At 69.1% G+C, this 16188-nt stretch carries 14 protein-coding genes; 9 read left to right on the forward strand and 5 right to left on the reverse strand.

Going from position 1 to position 16188, the window contains the following annotated elements:
- The first annotated feature begins 356 nt into the window (after positions 1-356).
- From ACIBEI_RS46685 to pssA, 8 genes are all read left to right on the forward strand, one after another.
- The gene (locus ACIBEI_RS46685) at positions 357-1190 is read left to right on the forward strand and encodes a TetR family transcriptional regulator (protein WP_398897338.1); all 834 of its coding nucleotides are present in this window, start codon (positions 357-359) and stop codon (positions 1188-1190) included.
- 478 nt (positions 1191-1668) lie between these two features.
- Positions 1669-3006, forward strand: a complete 1338-nt coding sequence (ccrA, locus tag ACIBEI_RS46690; RefSeq protein WP_143640985.1) for a crotonyl-CoA carboxylase/reductase — start codon at positions 1669-1671, stop codon at positions 3004-3006.
- A 10-nt stretch (positions 3007-3016) separates the two neighbouring features.
- The gene (locus ACIBEI_RS46695) at positions 3017-5065 is read left to right on the forward strand and encodes a protein meaA (protein ID WP_398897327.1); all 2049 of its coding nucleotides are present in this window, start codon (positions 3017-3019) and stop codon (positions 5063-5065) included.
- Positions 5062-6027 carry a CoA ester lyase gene (locus ACIBEI_RS46700; RefSeq protein ID WP_055612052.1) on the forward strand — a complete coding sequence of 322 codons (966 nt, stop codon included), beginning with the start codon at positions 5062-5064 and terminating at the stop codon, positions 6025-6027. Before ACIBEI_RS46695 ends, ACIBEI_RS46700 begins: the two co-directional genes overlap by 4 nt.
- 4 nt (positions 6028-6031) lie before the next feature.
- Positions 6032-6544: a MaoC family dehydratase gene (locus tag ACIBEI_RS46705; protein WP_398897328.1), complete on the forward strand. Its 513-nt coding sequence runs from the start codon at positions 6032-6034 to the stop codon at positions 6542-6544.
- A 2-nt stretch (positions 6545-6546) separates the two neighbouring features.
- A complete protein-coding gene (locus tag ACIBEI_RS46710; protein ID WP_398897329.1) occupies positions 6547-7752 on the forward strand; it encodes an acyl-CoA dehydrogenase family protein in 1206 nt (401 codons plus the stop codon).
- 169 nt (positions 7753-7921) lie between these two features.
- On the forward strand, positions 7922-8578 hold the full coding sequence (locus ACIBEI_RS46715; protein ID WP_269648406.1) for a phosphatidylserine decarboxylase: 657 nt from the start codon (positions 7922-7924) through the stop codon (positions 8576-8578).
- Positions 8579-8600: 22 nt separating this feature from the next.
- Positions 8601-9419, forward strand: coding sequence for a CDP-diacylglycerol--serine O-phosphatidyltransferase (gene pssA / locus ACIBEI_RS46720; RefSeq protein ID WP_055612055.1), 819 nt, complete (start codon positions 8601-8603; stop codon positions 9417-9419).
- Between the two features lie 153 nt (positions 9420-9572).
- Here pssA and ACIBEI_RS46725 read toward each other — a convergent pair whose 3' ends face one another.
- Genes ACIBEI_RS46725 through ACIBEI_RS46745 form a run of 5 tightly spaced genes read right to left on the reverse strand, consistent with a single transcriptional unit; the run spans position 9573 to position 14634 of the window.
- Positions 9573-10847, reverse strand: a complete 1275-nt coding sequence (locus ACIBEI_RS46725) for an ABC transporter substrate-binding protein (protein WP_398897331.1) — start codon at positions 10845-10847, stop codon at positions 9573-9575.
- Positions 10844-11941 (reverse strand): branched-chain amino acid ABC transporter permease, encoded by a 1098-nt coding sequence (locus tag ACIBEI_RS46730; protein ID WP_398897332.1) that lies wholly within the window; start codon positions 11939-11941, stop codon positions 10844-10846. The genes ACIBEI_RS46725 and ACIBEI_RS46730 overlap by 4 nt, the downstream gene beginning before the upstream one ends.
- The gene (locus tag ACIBEI_RS46735; RefSeq protein WP_307520277.1) at positions 11934-12824 is read right to left on the reverse strand and encodes a branched-chain amino acid ABC transporter permease; all 891 of its coding nucleotides are present in this window, start codon (positions 12822-12824) and stop codon (positions 11934-11936) included. The genes ACIBEI_RS46730 and ACIBEI_RS46735 overlap by 8 nt, the downstream gene beginning before the upstream one ends.
- Complete coding sequence (locus ACIBEI_RS46740) at positions 12821-13801, reverse strand: ABC transporter ATP-binding protein (RefSeq protein WP_398897333.1); 981 nt, start codon at positions 13799-13801, stop codon at positions 12821-12823. The genes ACIBEI_RS46735 and ACIBEI_RS46740 overlap by 4 nt, the downstream gene beginning before the upstream one ends.
- 8 nt (positions 13802-13809) lie before the next feature.
- Complete coding sequence (locus tag ACIBEI_RS46745) at positions 13810-14634, reverse strand: ABC transporter ATP-binding protein (RefSeq protein WP_398897339.1); 825 nt, start codon at positions 14632-14634, stop codon at positions 13810-13812.
- 180 nt (positions 14635-14814) lie between these two features.
- Between ACIBEI_RS46745 and ACIBEI_RS46750 the strand changes: the two genes are divergently transcribed.
- On the forward strand, positions 14815-16011 hold the full coding sequence (locus tag ACIBEI_RS46750; protein ID WP_398897334.1) for a PucR family transcriptional regulator: 1197 nt from the start codon (positions 14815-14817) through the stop codon (positions 16009-16011).
- Positions 16012-16188: the final 177 nt, after the last annotated feature.

Genomic DNA, 16188 nt, shown 5'->3' on the forward strand with positions numbered 1-16188 from the left:
GGCCTGCGGCCGGATCCGGCCTCGGATCCGGCACCGGGCCGGGAGTCGGGCAAGGGCCGGGGGCCGAGGAGACGTCCGGCGGCGGGTCCGTGAACGGGAAAGAGCACCGGGCGGCCGTCGGGTCCATGGACGGGACACAGCAGCGGGCAGCCGTCGAGGCCGCCAACGGGACACAGCAGCGGGCGGCCGTCGAGTCCACGGACGGGTCCGCGCACGCAGTCGGGCCCTCGGCCGATGGCCGGCCTGGCGACTTGTTCGCCGAACGCGCCGGCTGGGGCGGGCTGCTCGATCCGGCCGCCGCCCCCGTCCCGGTCCCGGTCGGGGAAAGACCCGGTCATGAGCGCTCCGCCGCGTACATGCAGTACGTTCGGGGCATGTCCCAGCCCGCCAAGTCCTCCCGTACCCCAGCCACGCCCGACGCTCCGGAGAGTGCCGCGGGCAGTCGTGCGGCCGCACAGCGGCTCAAGATGCGCCGCGAACTCGCGGCCGCCGCGATGGAGCTGTTCGCGACCAAGGGGTACGAGGCGACGACCGTCGACGAGATCGCGGCCGCGGCCGGGGTCGCCCGGCGCACCTTCTTCCGGCACTTCCGCTCCAAGGAAGAGGCGATCTTCCCGGACCACGACGACACGTTGATCCGGGCCGAGGCGGTGCTCAACGCGGCGCCGGCGCACGAGCATCCGCTCGACACGGTGTGCCGGGGCATCAAGGAAGTCATGAAGATGTACGCGGCGAGGCCGGAGATCTCGGTGTCGCGCTACAAGCTCACCCGCGAGGTACCGACCCTGCGGGAGGCGGAGATCGCGTCCGTGGCCCGCTACGAGCGGCTGTTCACCCGCTATCTGCTGGGCCACTTCGACGAGCACGCCCACGACGACGACGCCAACGACGACCCGCTGCTCGCGGAGGTCGCCGCGTCCGCCGTGGTCACGGCCCACAACCACGTGCTGCGGCGCTGGCTGCGGGCGGGCGGCCAGGGAGACGTCGAAAGCCAGCTGGACCACGCCTTCGCGATCGTCCGGAAGACCTTCGGTACGGGGATCGGCGCCGGGCGGGACACCGCGTCGCGCTCGGCGCCCGCCACTGCCGCCTCCGTGGAGGGCGAGGTACTGGTGACCGTGGCCCGCGTGGACGCTCCGCTGGACCAGGTGATGCGCACGATCGAGCAGGCGCTCAAGGAACGGCCGTAGCGGCACCCCGCGAAACCGCGGCGGCCATAGCAGCACTCCGCGGAACAGCGGCAGCAGCCCAGCCGCTGTCCTCGCCAAACGCCTGATCGCCGGACGAGCTCAATGTGAGCGCGTCCGGCATCTTTTTGCCCAGATTCGGGCGTTTCCTGGCCCAGCCTGATCGATCATCGCTCACGTGTTACGTAAAGATTTCACCTGAGCGCAACTTCTGGCACTCCGTGCCTTGCGGCGTGACACGGCGTGCCATACGTTGAAGTTGTCCGGGCGGCCGGCGTGCAGAGATCCTTCGTACGCCGGCTGTCCCCGCAAACCAATGGTCTGCGCGCCCGGACGCCTGCGTCACAGGCAACCTTCCGCGCCACAACGCGCTGCCGAGCACCACCCCCGCCGAACCGACGGCACTGCCTCACACCAGCAGCAATCACCCCGACGTAACCCTCAGCGTTCCCCTCAGACGCTCATCGCCGGAGGCACCACCGTGAAGGAAATCCTGGACGCGATTCAGTCGCGGACGGCCACGTCCGCCGACTTCGCCGCACTGCCGCTCCCCGAGTCGTACCGCGCGATCACCGTGCACAAGGACGAGACGGAGATGTTCACCGGACTCGCCACCCGCGACAAGGACCCACGCAAGTCGATCCACCTGGACGACGTGCCGGTGCCGGAACTCGGCCCCGGCGAGGCCCTGGTGGCCGTGATGGCCTCCTCGGTCAACTACAACTCCGTGTGGACCTCGATCTTCGAGCCCATGGCGACCTTCGGGTTCCTGGAGCGCTACGGCAAGCTCAGCGACCTCACCAAGCGCCACGACCTGCCGTACCACATCATCGGCTCCGACCTGGCGGGCGTCGTGCTGCGCACCGGTCCGGGCGTGAACGCCTGGCGGCCCGGTGACGAGGTCGTCGCGCACTGCCTGTCCGTCGAGCTGGAGTCCAGCGACGGGCACAACGACACGATGCTCGACCCCGAGCAGCGCATCTGGGGCTTCGAGACGAACTTCGGCGGCCTCGCCGAGATCGCGCTCGTGAAGTCGAACCAGCTGATGCCCAAGCCCGACCACTTGTCGTGGGAGGAGGCCGCCGCCCCGGGGCTGGTGAACTCCACCGCCTACCGGCAGCTGGTCTCCCGCAACGGCGCCGGCATGAAGCAGGGCGACAACGTCCTGATCTGGGGCGCCAGCGGCGGACTCGGCTCGTACGCCACCCAGTTCGCGCTCGCCGGCGGCGCCAACCCCATCTGCGTGGTGAGCAGCCCGCAGAAGGCGGACATCTGCCGTGCGATGGGCGCCGAGGCGATCATCGACCGCAACGCCGAGGACTACCGGTTCTGGAAGGACGAGCACAACCAGGATCCGAAGGAGTGGAAGCGTTTCGGCAAGCGCATCCGTGAGCTGACCGGGGGCGAGGACGTGGACATCGTCTTCGAGCACCCGGGCCGCGAGACCTTCGGCGCCTCGGTCTACGTCACCCGCAAGGGCGGCACGATCGTCACCTGTGCCTCGACCTCGGGCTACAACCACGAGTACGACAACCGCTACCTGTGGATGTCCCTGAAGCGGATCATCGGCTCACACTTCGCCAACTACCGCGAGGCCTGGGAGGCCAACCGGCTCATCGCGAAGGGCAAGATCCACCCCACGCTCTCCCGGGTGTACTCGCTGGAGGAGACCGGGCAGGCCGCGTACGACGTGCACCGCAACCTCCATCAGGGCAAGGTCGGAGTCCTGGCGCTGGCGCCCACCGAGGGCCTCGGCGTGCGTGACGAGGAGAAGCGCGCCCAGCACGTCGACGCCATCAACCGCTTCCGGAACATCTGAGGGCCACCCCATGACTGAGCGCCAGACGCCGCAGGCGAAGAACGTAAGGGACCGGCCGTGGCTCATGCGCACCTACGCCGGTCACTCCACGGCCGAGGCGTCCAACGAGCTGTACCGGCGCAACCTCGCCAAGGGCCAGACGGGTCTCTCGGTCGCGTTCGACCTGCCGACACAGACCGGCTACGACCCCGACCACATCCTCGCCCGCGGCGAGGTCGGCCGGGTGGGCGTGCCCGTCTCGCACCTCGGTGACATGCGCCGGCTGTTCCAGGACATCCCCCTGGACCAGATGAACACCTCGATGACCATCAACGCCACCGCCATGTGGCTGCTGGCGCTCTACCAGGTCGTCGCCGAGGAGCAGGGTGTCGACATCACCAGGCTCCAGGGCACGACCCAGAACGACATCGTGAAGGAGTACCTGTCGCGGGGGACGCACGTCTTCCCGCCGGTGCCCTCGCTCCGTCTGACGACGGACATGATCTGCTACACCGTCAACAACATCCCCAAGTGGAACCCGATCAACATCTGCAGCTACCACCTCCAGGAGGCGGGAGCCACCCCGGTCCAGGAGATCGCGTACGCGATGTCCACCGCGATCGCCGTCCTGGACGCGGTGTTCGCGTCCGGGCAGATCGCGGAGGAGCAGAAGGGGGACGTGGTCGCGCGGATCTCCTTCTTCGTGAACGCGGGCGTCCGCTTCGTCGAGGAGATGTGCAAGATGCGGGCGTTCGGCCGCATCTGGGACAGGATCACCCGCGAGCGGTACGGCATCGAGAACCCCAAGCACCGCCGTTTCCGGTACGGGGTCCAGGTCAACTCCCTCGGTCTGACCGAGGCCCAGCCGGAGAACAACATCCAGCGGATCGTGCTGGAGATGCTGGCGGTGACCCTCTCGAAGGACGCACGCGCGCGTGCCGTCCAACTCCCGGCCTGGAACGAGGCGTTGGGCCTGCCCCGGCCCTGGGACCAGCAGTGGTCCCTGCGCATGCAGCAGGTGCTCGCGTACGAGAGCGACCTGCTGGAGTACGCGGACATCTTCGAGGGCTCGCACGTCATCGAGGCGAAGGTCTCCCAGCTGGTCGAGGACTCGTTCGCCGAGATCGACCGGATCCAGGAGATGGGCGGCGCGATGGCGGCCGTCGAGTCGGGCTATCTGAAGTCGCAGCTCGTCTCGTCGCACGCCGAGCGCCGGGCCCGTATCGAATCCGGGGACGAGAAGATCGTCGGCGTCAACATCTTCGAGTCGACCGAGCCGAACCCGCTCACCGCCGATCTGGACGCCGCGATCATGACGGTCGACCCGGCGGTCGAGGCCGGGGTGACCGCCGCCCTCAAGGACTGGCGCGACACCCGCTACCAGCCCCCCTTCAATCACCCGCGCCCCTGCAAGGCGCTGGAGCGGCTGAAGGAGGCCGCGAAGGGCACCGGCAACCTCATGGAGGCCACCCTGGAGTGCGCCCGGGCCGGGGTCACGACCGGCGAGTGGGCCGGTGCCTTGCGCGAGGTGTTCGGCGAGTTCCGCGCCCCCACCGGCGTGTCGTCCGCGCCCGTCGCGGTGACCGCCGAGGAGGGCACGGCGATGGCGCTGGTCCGCCGCAAGGTGGAGCTGACCGCGAAGGACATGGGCGTCGGCAAGCTCCGCTTCCTGGTCGGCAAGCCGGGCCTGGACGGGCACTCCAACGGCGCCGAGCAGATCGCCGTACGGGCCCGTGACGCCGGCTTCGAGGTGGTCTACCAGGGCATCCGGCTCACGCCCGAGGAGATCGTGACCGCGGCCGTCGCCGAGGACGTGCACGCGGTGGGGCTGTCCATCCTCTCCGGCTCGCACGCCCAGCTGGTGCCCGACGTGCTGGAACGGCTGCGTGTGGCCGGTGCCACAGACATCCCGGTGATCGCCGGTGGCATCATCCCGAATGGCGACGCCGAAGACCTGCGGGCCGCGGGAGTGGCCGCGGTCTTCACTCCGAAGGATTTCGACATCACCGGAATCATCGGCCGGATCGTCGACGAGATCCGGAAAGCGAACAAGCTCGACCCACTGGAGGTCCCCGCATGACCAGCCCCGTCAACCGTCTGCGCCCGCGTCGCTCCTGCCTCGCGGTGCCGGGGAGCAACCCCCGCTTCCTGGAGAAGGCGCAGGGCCTCCCGGCCGACCAGGTCTTCCTGGACCTGGAGGACGCGTGCGCGCCGCTGGCCAAGCCCGAGGCGCGGCACACCATCGTCAAGTTCCTCAACGAGGGTGACTGGACGGGCAAGACGCGGGTCGTGCGGGTCAACGACTGGACGACCGAGTGGACATACCGCGATGTCGTGACGGTGGTCGAGGGCGCCGGTCCGAACCTCGACTGCATCATGCTGCCCAAGGTCCAGGACGCCCAGCAGATCGTGGCCCTGGACCTCCTGCTGACGCAGATCGAGAAGACGATGGGCTTCGAGGTCGGCAAGATCGGCATCGAGGCGCAGATCGAGAACGCCCAGGGTCTGAACAACGTCAACGAGATCGCGACGGCCTCCCAGCGCGTCGAGACGATCATCTTCGGCCCGGCCGACTTCATGGCGTCGATCAACATGAAGTCGCTGGTCGTGGGCGAGCAGCCGCCCGGCTACCCGGCGGACGCCTACCACTACATCCTGATGAAGATCCTGATGGCCGCCCGCGCCAACAACCTCCAGGCGATCGACGGCCCCTACCTGCAGATCCGCAACATCGACGGCTACCGCGAGGTGGCCGGGCGGGCCGCCGCGCTCGGTTTCGACGGCAAGTGGGTGCTGCACCCGGGCCAGGTCGAGGCGTCGAACGAGATCTTCTCGCCCTCCCAGGAGGACTTCGACCACGCCGAGCTGATCCTGGACGCGTACGACTTCTACACGTCCGAGGCGGGCGGCAAGAAGGGCTCCGCGATGCTCGGCGACGAGATGATCGACGAGGCCAGCCGCAAGATGGCCCTCGTCATCTCCGGCAAGGGCCGGGCCGCCGGCATGCAGCGCACCAGCAAGTTCGAAGCCCCGGAGGCCTGAGCACATGCAGTTCGGACGCACCTACGAGGAGTTCGAGGTCGGCGCGGTCTACAAACACTGGCCCGGGAAGACCGTCACGGAGTACGACGACCACCTCTTCTGTCTCCTGACGATGAACCACCACCCGCTCCACATGGACGCCAACTACGCCGAGAACACGACGGACTTCGGCAAGAACGTGGTGGTCGGCAACTACATCTACTCGCTGCTGCTGGGCATGTCGGTGCCGGACGTGTCGGGCAAGGCGATCGCCAACCTGGAGGTCGAGTCGCTGAAGCACGTGGCGCCGACGTTCCACGGCGACACGATCTACGGCGAGACCACGGTCCTCGACAAGACCCCGTCGAAGTCCAAGAACGACCGCGGGATCGTCCACGTCGAGACCAAGGGCTACAAGCAGGACGGCACGCTGGTCTGCGTGTTCCGCCGCAAGGTGATGGTCCCCACCGAGACGTACATCCAGGAGCGCGGCGGCGAGCAGCCCGGACGCCCCCAGCTGAAGGAGCAGGAGAAGTAGCCATGGCGCGACTCGCCCAGACCGCCGGTCTGACCGACATCCAGCAGGAGATCCTGTCCACCGTGCGGGACTTCGTGGACAAGGAGATCATCCCGGTCGCGACCGAGCTGGAGCACCGCGACGAGTACCCGCAGCAGATCGTCGACGGACTCAAGGAGTTGGGCCTCTTCGGCCTCATGATTCCCGAGGAGTACGGGGGTCTGGGCGAATCTCTCCTCACCTACGCGCTGTGCGTGGAGGAGATCGCGCGCGGCTGGATGTCGGTGTCCGGCATCATCAACACGCATTTCATCGTGGCGTACATGCTCAAGCAGCACGGTACGCAGGAGCAGAGGGAGTATTTCCTTCCGCGCATGGCGGCGGGCGAGGTGCGCGGCGCGTTCTCCATGTCGGAACCGGCACTCGGCTCGGACGTTTCGGCGATCACCTCGAAGGCGGTCAAGGACGGCGACGAGTACGTCCTGAACGGTCAGAAGATGTGGCTGACGAACGGCGGAACGTCGACGCTCGTGGCCGTTCTGGTGAAGAGTGACGAAGGCCACCCTGAGGGCACGGCGCCCCACAAGTCGATGACGACCTTCCTCGTGGAGAAGGAGCCCGGCTTCGGTGAGGTCCGACCCGGCCTGACCATCCCCGGGAAGATCGACAAGATGGGGTACAAGGGTGTCGACACCACCGAGCTGATCATGGATGGCCTGCGGATTCCGGCCAATCGCGTGCTCGGCGGGGTCACCGGCCGAGGGTTTTACCAAATGATGGACGGCGTCGAGGTCGGCCGCGTCAACGTGGCGGCGCGTGGTTGCGGTGTGGCTCAGCGTGCGTTCGAGCTGGGCGTCTCCTATGCCCAGCAGCGTCACACTTTCGGCAAACCGATCGCCCAGCACCAGGCGATCCAGTTCAAGCTGGCCGAGATGGCTACCAAGGTCGAGGCCGCCCATGCGATGATGGTGAATGCGGCACGCAAAAAGGACTCCGGTGAGCGAAACGACCTCGAAGCAGGGATGGCGAAGTACCTCGCCTCCGAATACTGCAAAGAGGTTGTCGAAGACGCCTTCCGGATCCACGGCGGTTACGGCTTCTCCAAGGAGTACGAGATCGAGCGCCTCTACCGTGAGGCCCCGATGCTGCTCATCGGTGAAGGTACCGCCGAGATCCAGAAAATGATCATCGGACGCAGGTTGCTCGAAGAGTATCGGTTCCAGGGCTAGATCTACCGATTCGGGGTGTTTCATCGAGAAGAAGGTCACACCCCGTCAACGCTCTTCAGCCGCCGACTCGGCTTCCTGGCTTGCCCAGTTGTGGCCCGCGACCGGTACGATCCCGGGAAAGCCGCCGTCCCCCGTTACAGCGCGGCATCATCCGCTACGAAGGTCATCCATGCCCCACAGCCAAACCTCTGCACCACGCGACAGCCTGGCAGGCGTACGTATTGCGCGCGGAGCATCGCCGTGGCTCCTCCCGACCGTCGCCACCGCAGCACTCAGCCTGGTACGCGCGCGCAGGTCCGGCGCCGCCAAGGCCGTCGCCGTACCCGCCACCGCGCTGGCGGCGGGCATGCTGTGGTTCTTCCGCGACCCCGAGCGTGAGATCGCCCCGGGCCGGGTCATCTCCCCGGCCGACGGTGTGGTGCAGAGCATCATGCCGTGGAAGGACGGTCGCACCCGCGTCGCGATCTTCATGAGCCCGCTGAACGTCCACGTCAACCGCGCGCCTCTCTCCGGCACGGTGACGTCGGTGGAGCACATCCCCGGCGGTTTCGTTCCGGCGTTCAACAAGGAGAGCGAGAACAACGAGCGCGTTGTCTGGCACTTCGACACCGAACTCGGCGACATCGAGATGATCCAGATCGCCGGTGCGGTCGCGCGGCGTATCGTGCCGTACATCCCTCAGGGCACGAAGGTCGAGCAGGGCGACCGGATCGGGCTGATCCGCTTCGGGTCGCGCGTCGACATCTACCTCCCCGAGGGTGTCGAGGTCGACGTGGAGGTCGGCCAGAAGACCGTGGCGGGGGTGACTCGCATTGACCGTGATTGATCCCGAGACACAGGCCGGCTGGGTGCCGGAGGCCGATGAGCTGGACGACGAGGAGGAGATGCCCCTCTCTCTCCGCCTCTCAATAGCGGACACCCTCACGCTCGGTAATGCCACGTGCGGCTTCATGGCGGTGTACTTCACCACCACCGGCATCCTCATCCCGCACCTCACGGGCAGCCAGGAGACGGGCATGGCGCGGCACAGCGCCGCGACCGCCGTGATCCTGATGCTGTGCGCCGCGGTCTTCGACCTGTTCGACGGACTGGTCGCCCGCAAGCTGCGCTCCTCCCCCATGGGCGCGGAGCTGGACAACCTCTCCGACCTGATCAGCTTCGGCCTGGCGCCGGCGTACTTCGTGCTGGTCTACGGCATGGTCGCCGACGACGCGCACCAGCGGGTGGCGGCGGTGGGGGCCATCGTGGTCCTGCTGGCGGTCGTACTCCGGCTCGCCAGATTCTCCTGCGTCACGGTCAAGGACGGCACCTTCCAGGGCATGCCCTCGCCGTTCGGCGCGCTGACCGTCGTCTCCATCGTGCTGCTCGAGCTGCCGTTCGTCGCCACGCTCATGGCGATCATCGGCACCGCGTGGCTGATGGTGAGCCGGGTCGAGTACCCGAAGCCGCGGGGGCGGCTCGCCGTGGCGATGCTCTCGTGGATCGTCACGAGCATGGCGCTGCTGGCGGCGTGGGCGTTCGACGCGCCCGGTGGGCAGCTGCTCCTTCAGACGGGCTGTGCGTTGCAGCTGGTGACCGGAGCGGTGATTCCCCTCTTCGCCACGGCTCGGAGGGTGAACAATTTTCGGGACAATCGGCGTGAGGCGCGGGCTGCGCAGCTGCCGTAGTTGTCTTGTGGTGTGACCTGAAGGGCCCCGAACCTGTTGGTTCGGGGCCCTTCGTGTGGGGTGACCCTTGGGTGGTCGGTCGAGTGCGGGTGTGTGGGGGCTGGTCGCGCAGTTCCTCGCGCCCCTAAAAGATTGCGCAGTTCCCCGCGCCCCTTACGGGGCCGGTGTGTACTTCGCCGCCACGTCCGAGGCCTCCGCGTCCCTGACCACCTTCATGCCGCCTGTCACGGTCTTGTCGGGCTGGAGGATGACGCTCTGCTTGGAGGAGGGGGCGTTGGGGTCGGTGAAGTCCTGGGGGATGCCGAAGCCCGTGTCGAGGGAGTTGATGGTGAGGAGGGCCTTGTCGACGCCCTCGCGGGTCAGGTCCTTGGATGCGCAGGCCTTCTTCAGGGCCTCGCCGAAGGCGTAGACCGCGGTCCAGCCGGCGACGACTCCGTTGTCGAGGGAGTCCTTCGGGTACGCCTTCTTGTAGTCGGCGACCAGTTTCTGGGCCTGAGGGGTGTCCGCGCCGATGGGCAGCGAGGGCGAGGCCACGTAGTAGTTCTTCATCAGGGCCGGGCCCGCCTGGGTCGCCAGGAGCTGCGGGGCGAAGGCCGAGTTGTTGCCGATGATCGGGACGTCGAAGCCGCCGGCCGCGGCGACACCGACGAGCGAGGCCGCCTGGCGCGGGCCCGCGCTGATCACGACCGCCTTCACGCCGGCCTTCTTGAGGGCGGCGACCTGTGCGGTCATGTCGTTGTCGGTCGGCTTGATCTTCTGCTCGACGACGGTCAGACCGGCCTCCTTCGCGATGTGCTTCGAGCCGACCAGCGCGCTCTCGCCGTAGTCACCCTCGAAGTAGACGTGCCCGATCTTGTCGCCCTTCTTGATGCCCTTCTCCTTCATCAGGAAGTCGACGGCGTTGATCGTCTCGATGTCGTACGTGGATCCGATGACCCTGATGTACGGGCTGCCGAGCAGCGTCGCCGACCAGGCCTGCGGCAGGACCAGGCCCTTGTCCTGGCCGTCGATGCGCTGCTTGACGGCGGCGACGAACGGCGAGCCGATGAACTGAGTGAAACCGAGCACCTTCGGCTCCAGCTCCGTGTACCCGGCGAGGGCCTTCTGCGGGTCGTAGCCGTGGTCACGGACGGTGAGCTCGACCTCGTAGCCGCAGACACCGCCGTCGGCGTTCAGCTGCTTCACATAGAGCTGCTGGGCCTGGGTGACGCTCTTGCCGAGGGTCGCGTACACGCCGGTCATGTCGGTGAGGACGCCGAGCGTGATGGTCTTGCCGGAGATGCCGTCGCCGGTCTTCACCTCGCCCGCGGCCGTCCCGTTGTCCTTGTCGTCGTTGTCGGTGTCTTTGGCCTTCGAACTGCACCCGGCCAGCACGAGCAGCGCGGCGAGCGCGCCTGCGGTCACCTGGGCCGCGTATGTCGTCCTCATCGTTCCTCCCCTGGGATGGACCGTGGACCGGTCCTGACACGACGCCCGGCGGCCACCCTGACCAGGCCGCCGGGCAGGAAGAGCACCACCGCGACGACGGCGGCGCCGTAGAGGTACCGGGATGCCTCGCCCGGTGCGACCCCGCCCGTACCGGGGGCGGAGACCAGGGGCAGCGCATCGCTGTAGCGGGTCAGCAGCTGCGGCAGCAGGGAGACGAACGCGGCCCCGACCACCGCCCCGGAGACCGAACCGAGCCCGCCGATGACGATCATGGCGAGGTATTCGAGCGACAGCGTGATGCCGAAGTAGTCCGGCACCGTCCGCTGGAAGACCAGGGCGAGCAGGACGCCCGCGAGGCCCGCGTACATCGAGGACAGGACGAAGACGGCCGCCCGATAGCGGGCGACGGGCACACCGATGACCCCGGCGGCTATGCGGTGGTCCCGGATCGCGTTCATGGCGCGTCCGGGGCGGCCGCGCAGCACCCCGCGGGCGAAGAGCGCACAGCCGAGGAGGAGGACGAGTCCCGCGTACCAGAGCTTCTCCGCCGAGCCGAACGGCACGGCGGCGACGACGAGTTCACGGTCGTCGAAGGTGAGTCCGAAGAGGCTCAGGGGCGGTACGTCGCGGCCGTTGAAGCCGCCGGTGAGGTCGCGGGCGTTGAACAGCACGTGCTGGCCTATGAAGATCAGCGCGAGTGTGGCGATGCCCAGGTAGGCGCCGCGCAGCCGGCCCGCGATGGGGCTGAAGAGGCCGCCCGCCAGGCCCGCGACGAGGACGGCGAGGACGGCCGCGAGCCAGGTCGGCAGGCCGAGGCCGGTCAGCCCGTCACCGCCGTCCGCGGCGAACACGCAGTAGCCGTACGCGCCGATCGCGAGGAAGAAGGCGTGGCCCATGGAGAGCTGGCCCGTGGAGCCGGTGAGGAGGTTGATGCCGATCGCCCCGATCGCGGCGGCCATCGCGAACAGCCCGGCCTGGAGCCAGAACCGGTCCAGGTAGAAGGGCAGGGCGAGCAGGAGGACGGCTCCGGCGGCCCAGACGTACGTACGGGTGCGGGCGGCGGAACGCAGCGGTCTCACGAGGGCCTCAGACACGGGCCAGCTCCTTCGTGCCGAACAGCCCGGCGGGCCGGATGAGCAGGATCACTGTCATCACGAGGTAGGGGGCGAGGTCGCCCAACCCCCGGCCCAGGAAGGTCAGTTCGCTCTGGTAGCCGGTGGCCAGGGACTCGGTGACGCCCACGAGCAGGCCGCCGACGAGCGCGCCCGTCGTGGAGTCGAGGCCGCCGAGGATGGCGGCGGGGAAGGCCTTGAGGGCGGCGAGCGAGGTGGCTCTCTCCAGTCCTGGGGTCGGGAAGACGGTCAGGAACAGCGCGGCCACGGCCGCAAGGCCCCCGGCCACGGCCCACGCCCCGAGCGACACCCTGCCGAGCCGTACGCCCATCAGCGCGGCCGTCTCCGGGCTCTCGGCGGCGGCCCGCATCGCGACACCCCAGGAGGTGTAGCGGAACGCGAGCAGGAACACGGTTATCAGCAGGGCCGCGGCCACGAAGGCGGCGATGCGTGTGTGGGCCAGCGAGATGGGGCCGAGGGTCAGCACGGCGTCGCCCCACGGGTCGCCGAGGGGCAGGACGTCCGTGCCGATGCGGCGGGTCAGTTCGGTGGTGAGCAGGATGTCCACGCCGATCGTGACGATGGCGAGGACGCTGTGGTCGGACCCCCGGTAGCGGCGCATCACCAGGAACTCCACGGCCGCGCCGACCACCGCGGCACCGGCGATCCCGACCAGCAGCGCGGGCCAGAAGCCGATGTCGTCGTGGAGGGTCGCGGTGACGTACCCGCCCGCCAACAGCAGTGACGCATGGGCGAAGTTGACGACCTCGGTGGCCCGGAAGATGACCACGAAGCCGAGGGCGATGAGGGCGTAGACCGACCCCATCGACACACCGTTGAGGAGGAGTTCGGCGAAGGTGCTCACGAGGCGCTCTCCTCTCCCGAGCGGCGCTCCCCCAGGTAGGCGCGTACGACCGCCGGGTCGTTCTGTACGTCGGCGGGGGCGCCGTCCGCGATCAGGCGCCCGAAGTCGAGTACGGTCACCGCGTCAGCGAGCCGCATCACCACCCCCATGTCGTGTTCCACCAGGACGATCGAGATGCCGAGGCTGTCGCGAACTCCCGCTATCACGGCGGAGGTTCGGCGGCGCTCGTCGGCGGTCATGCCCGCGACCGGCTCGTCCAGGAGCAGCAGGCGCGGCTCCATGCAGAGGGCGCGGGCGAGTTCGGCGAGCTTCTGCTGCCCGTACGGGAGGGAGCCCGCCGGGCGGTCGAGGTAGGGCGCGATGCCGACGAACTCGGCGATCTCGCGTACGCGTTCACGGTGCCGCCGCTCTTCCCGGGCCGCCGCCGGGAGGCGAAGTCCCGCTGACAGGAAGCCGGTTCGGGTGAGCCGGTGGCGTCCGAGGAGCAGACTGTCCTCGACCGTGGCGAGCGGGGGCAGCGCGAGGTTCTGGAAGATGCGGGCGACGCCCAGATCGGCGATGCGGTGCGGAGGCATGCCGGTCAGTTCGTGCTCGCCGAAGAGGACGCTGCCCGCGGTGGCGCGGTAGACCCCGGACAGGACGTTGAAACAGGTGGACTTTCCGGCGCCGTTGGGGCCGATGAGGGCGTGGACGGTGCCGGGGCGCACGGTGAAGTCGATGGCGTCGAGGGCGGTGAGGCCCGCGAACCGGACGGTCAACTCCCTTACGTGGAGCGGCGGGACGTCGGGAGCGGGTGAAGTGGGCTGCGGAGGCGGGGAGTCCGGCCGGGTGGGATCGGAGCGGCTGGGGTCCGACCGCGTGTGGTCAGACCGGGCGCGGTCCGGTCTGGTTGTCGGGTCCCGTCGGGTGTCCGGCCGGGCGGGGTCCGGTTCGTCGTCGCGCGGTGTGCCGTCGCTGGGCATGGCGTCGCTCGGCATGGCGGTGTTCACCCCTTCCAGCGGGTCAGGGCCGGATGCGTGGTGCGGGCCCGCTCGGCGTCGGCCGCCGCGTCCTCGTCGACGACGCCCAGATAGCGGCGGCGCACCTCGTCGGAGGCGGCCAGTTCGTCCGCGGGACCCGACAGGGTGACTTCGCCGACCTCGAGGACGTACGCGCGGGAGGCGAGCCGCAGGGCCAGGGCGGCGTTCTGTTCGACGAGCAGGATCGAGGTGCCCTGGGCGTTGATCTCCCTTACGGTGTCGGCGATCCGCTCGGCCATCAGCGGGGCGAGCCCGAGGGACGGCTCGTCGAGGAGCAGGATGCGCGGGGTGGCCATCAGGCCGCGGCCGACCGCGAGCATCTGCTGTTCTCCGCCCGACAGCAGGCCGGCGCGCTGCTGGGCGCGGTCGGCGAGGACGGGGAACAGTTCGTGGACGCGGCGCAGGGCGGCGGCCCGGCCGGCCCGGCCCCCGGTGGCGCCGAGTGCCCCGGCCCGCAGGTTGTCGGCGACGGTCATCCTCGCGAACACCCGTCGCCCTTCCGGTATCTGGGACACTCCGGCGGCGACGACGCGGTCCGGCGACAGCCCGTCGAGTCGGCGGCCGTTCAGGTTCACCGTGCCGCCGGTGACCGCGCCGCCGTGGAAGGACAGCGTCCGGCAGACCGCCCGGAGCAGGGTCGACTTGCCCGCGCCGTTGCCGCCGAGGACGGTGACCACGGCTCCCTCGGGCACCTCCAGGGACACCTGGCGCAGTGCGCGTACGGGCCCGTATCCGACCGACAGCTCATGAACGACCAGCCCGGAACCGACCGAACCACCCGAACCACCCATCGAACTCCCCCTGTTCTCGCCCCGTGTGGCGCTCACCACAGCACCGGCGGGGGCGTCCGTCCACGGGGTGCGGGCGAATCGCTGCGGGTGACCAGCGGGCGCGGCCGTGCGTTGTGCGCGCGCACAACACCGCGTGTCAGGGGCCTGTGCGGGGCGCCCCACCGGTGGCATCCTCCGGCCATGGGAGCCCGCAGAAGGCGTACCGGTCATGACTGGAAGCTGCTCACCGAGTCCTGTACAGCGCTGCTGGAACGGTTGCCCGAGCTCGTCGACGAGCACATGCGGCAGCTTGCCGAACACTCCTCCGTCTACGGGGAGTTCCTGCCGTACGACCAGCAGTGGCGGGAGGCCGAGGAGGCGATGCGGATCGGGATCCAGACGATCTCCGCGCCCCGGGACTCGCCCCGCCGTGACCTGGAGTACGCGGAGGAGGCGGGGCGGCGGAGGGCCCAGCAGGGGCTACCGCTGGAGCTGCTCGTGCACGCGTATCGCGCCGCGGGGTATCTGGTGTGGGACGCGCTGATGGAGGAGGGGGCGGCGGCCGGGCAGGAGCCGGAGCGGCTCGTGGTGCTGATGCGTTCGGCGACCATGGTGTGGTCCGCCGTGGACGCGCAGGCCGCCGTGGCCACCGAGGCGTACCGGGCGACCGAGATGGAGCTTCGGCGGCGTACCGACGAGCGTCTTCAGGCGTTGCTCGACGCGCTCCTCGAAGGGCAGGAGGCGCCCGGGCTCGCGGCTCGGGCCGCCGCCGGGCTCGATCTGCCCGAGCGCGGGCCGTACGCGGTGGTCGTGCTGCGGTCCGAGCGACGGGAACGGGAGTCGTATCGGCGGCCCGTGGAGGGGGACGGGTTCCGGTTCATCTGGCGGATGCGGGCCGACTGCGAGGTCGGAGTGGTGGCCCTTGCGGACGGGCAGGGGCTCGACGGGGTCGCGCGCGCGTTGGACGGCCGTTGTTCCGGTCCCGGTGGGATCAGTCCCGTCGTCGCCGGGCTTGCCGAACTCGGGCGGGCTCGGCGGCTGGCCGAGCTGGCGCTTCGTACGTGTCCGCCCGATGCGACGGCCGTTGTGCGGCTCGATCAGCGGATGCCGACCGCTCTCGTCGTGAGCCAGCCCGAGTTGGCGGGGCGGCTGGTGTCCGACGTGTTCGGGTCGCTGCTCGAACTCGAGCCGGCGGATCGGGCGGTGTTGTTGGAGACGCTGGATGTGTGGCTCGCGTGTGAGGGGTCTGCCGGGCGGGCTGCCGGGCGTCTGTACTGCCACCGGAACACTGTCTTCAACCGCTTGCGGCGGTTGGAGCAGTTGACGTCGCGGTCGTTGGCGCGGCCTCGGGATCTGATTGAGATGACGTTGGCGTTGGATGCGTATCGGTTGAGCTAGGGCCTTTTTCGCCCCCGCCGCCCCTACCCATTCCCGTCACTAACTCAGGGGCTCCGCCCCCGAACCCCCAAAAGATTGCGCAGTTCCCCGCGCCCCTAGAGGTCTTTAGGGGCGCGGGGAACTGCGCGATCAGCCCCCACCGGCCCGCACCCAACAACACACCCCGCAAGCCCCCAC

Source organism: Streptomyces sp. NPDC050988, assembly GCF_044456225.1.
In the GTDB taxonomy this organism is placed as follows: domain Bacteria; phylum Actinomycetota; class Actinomycetes; order Streptomycetales; family Streptomycetaceae; genus Streptomyces.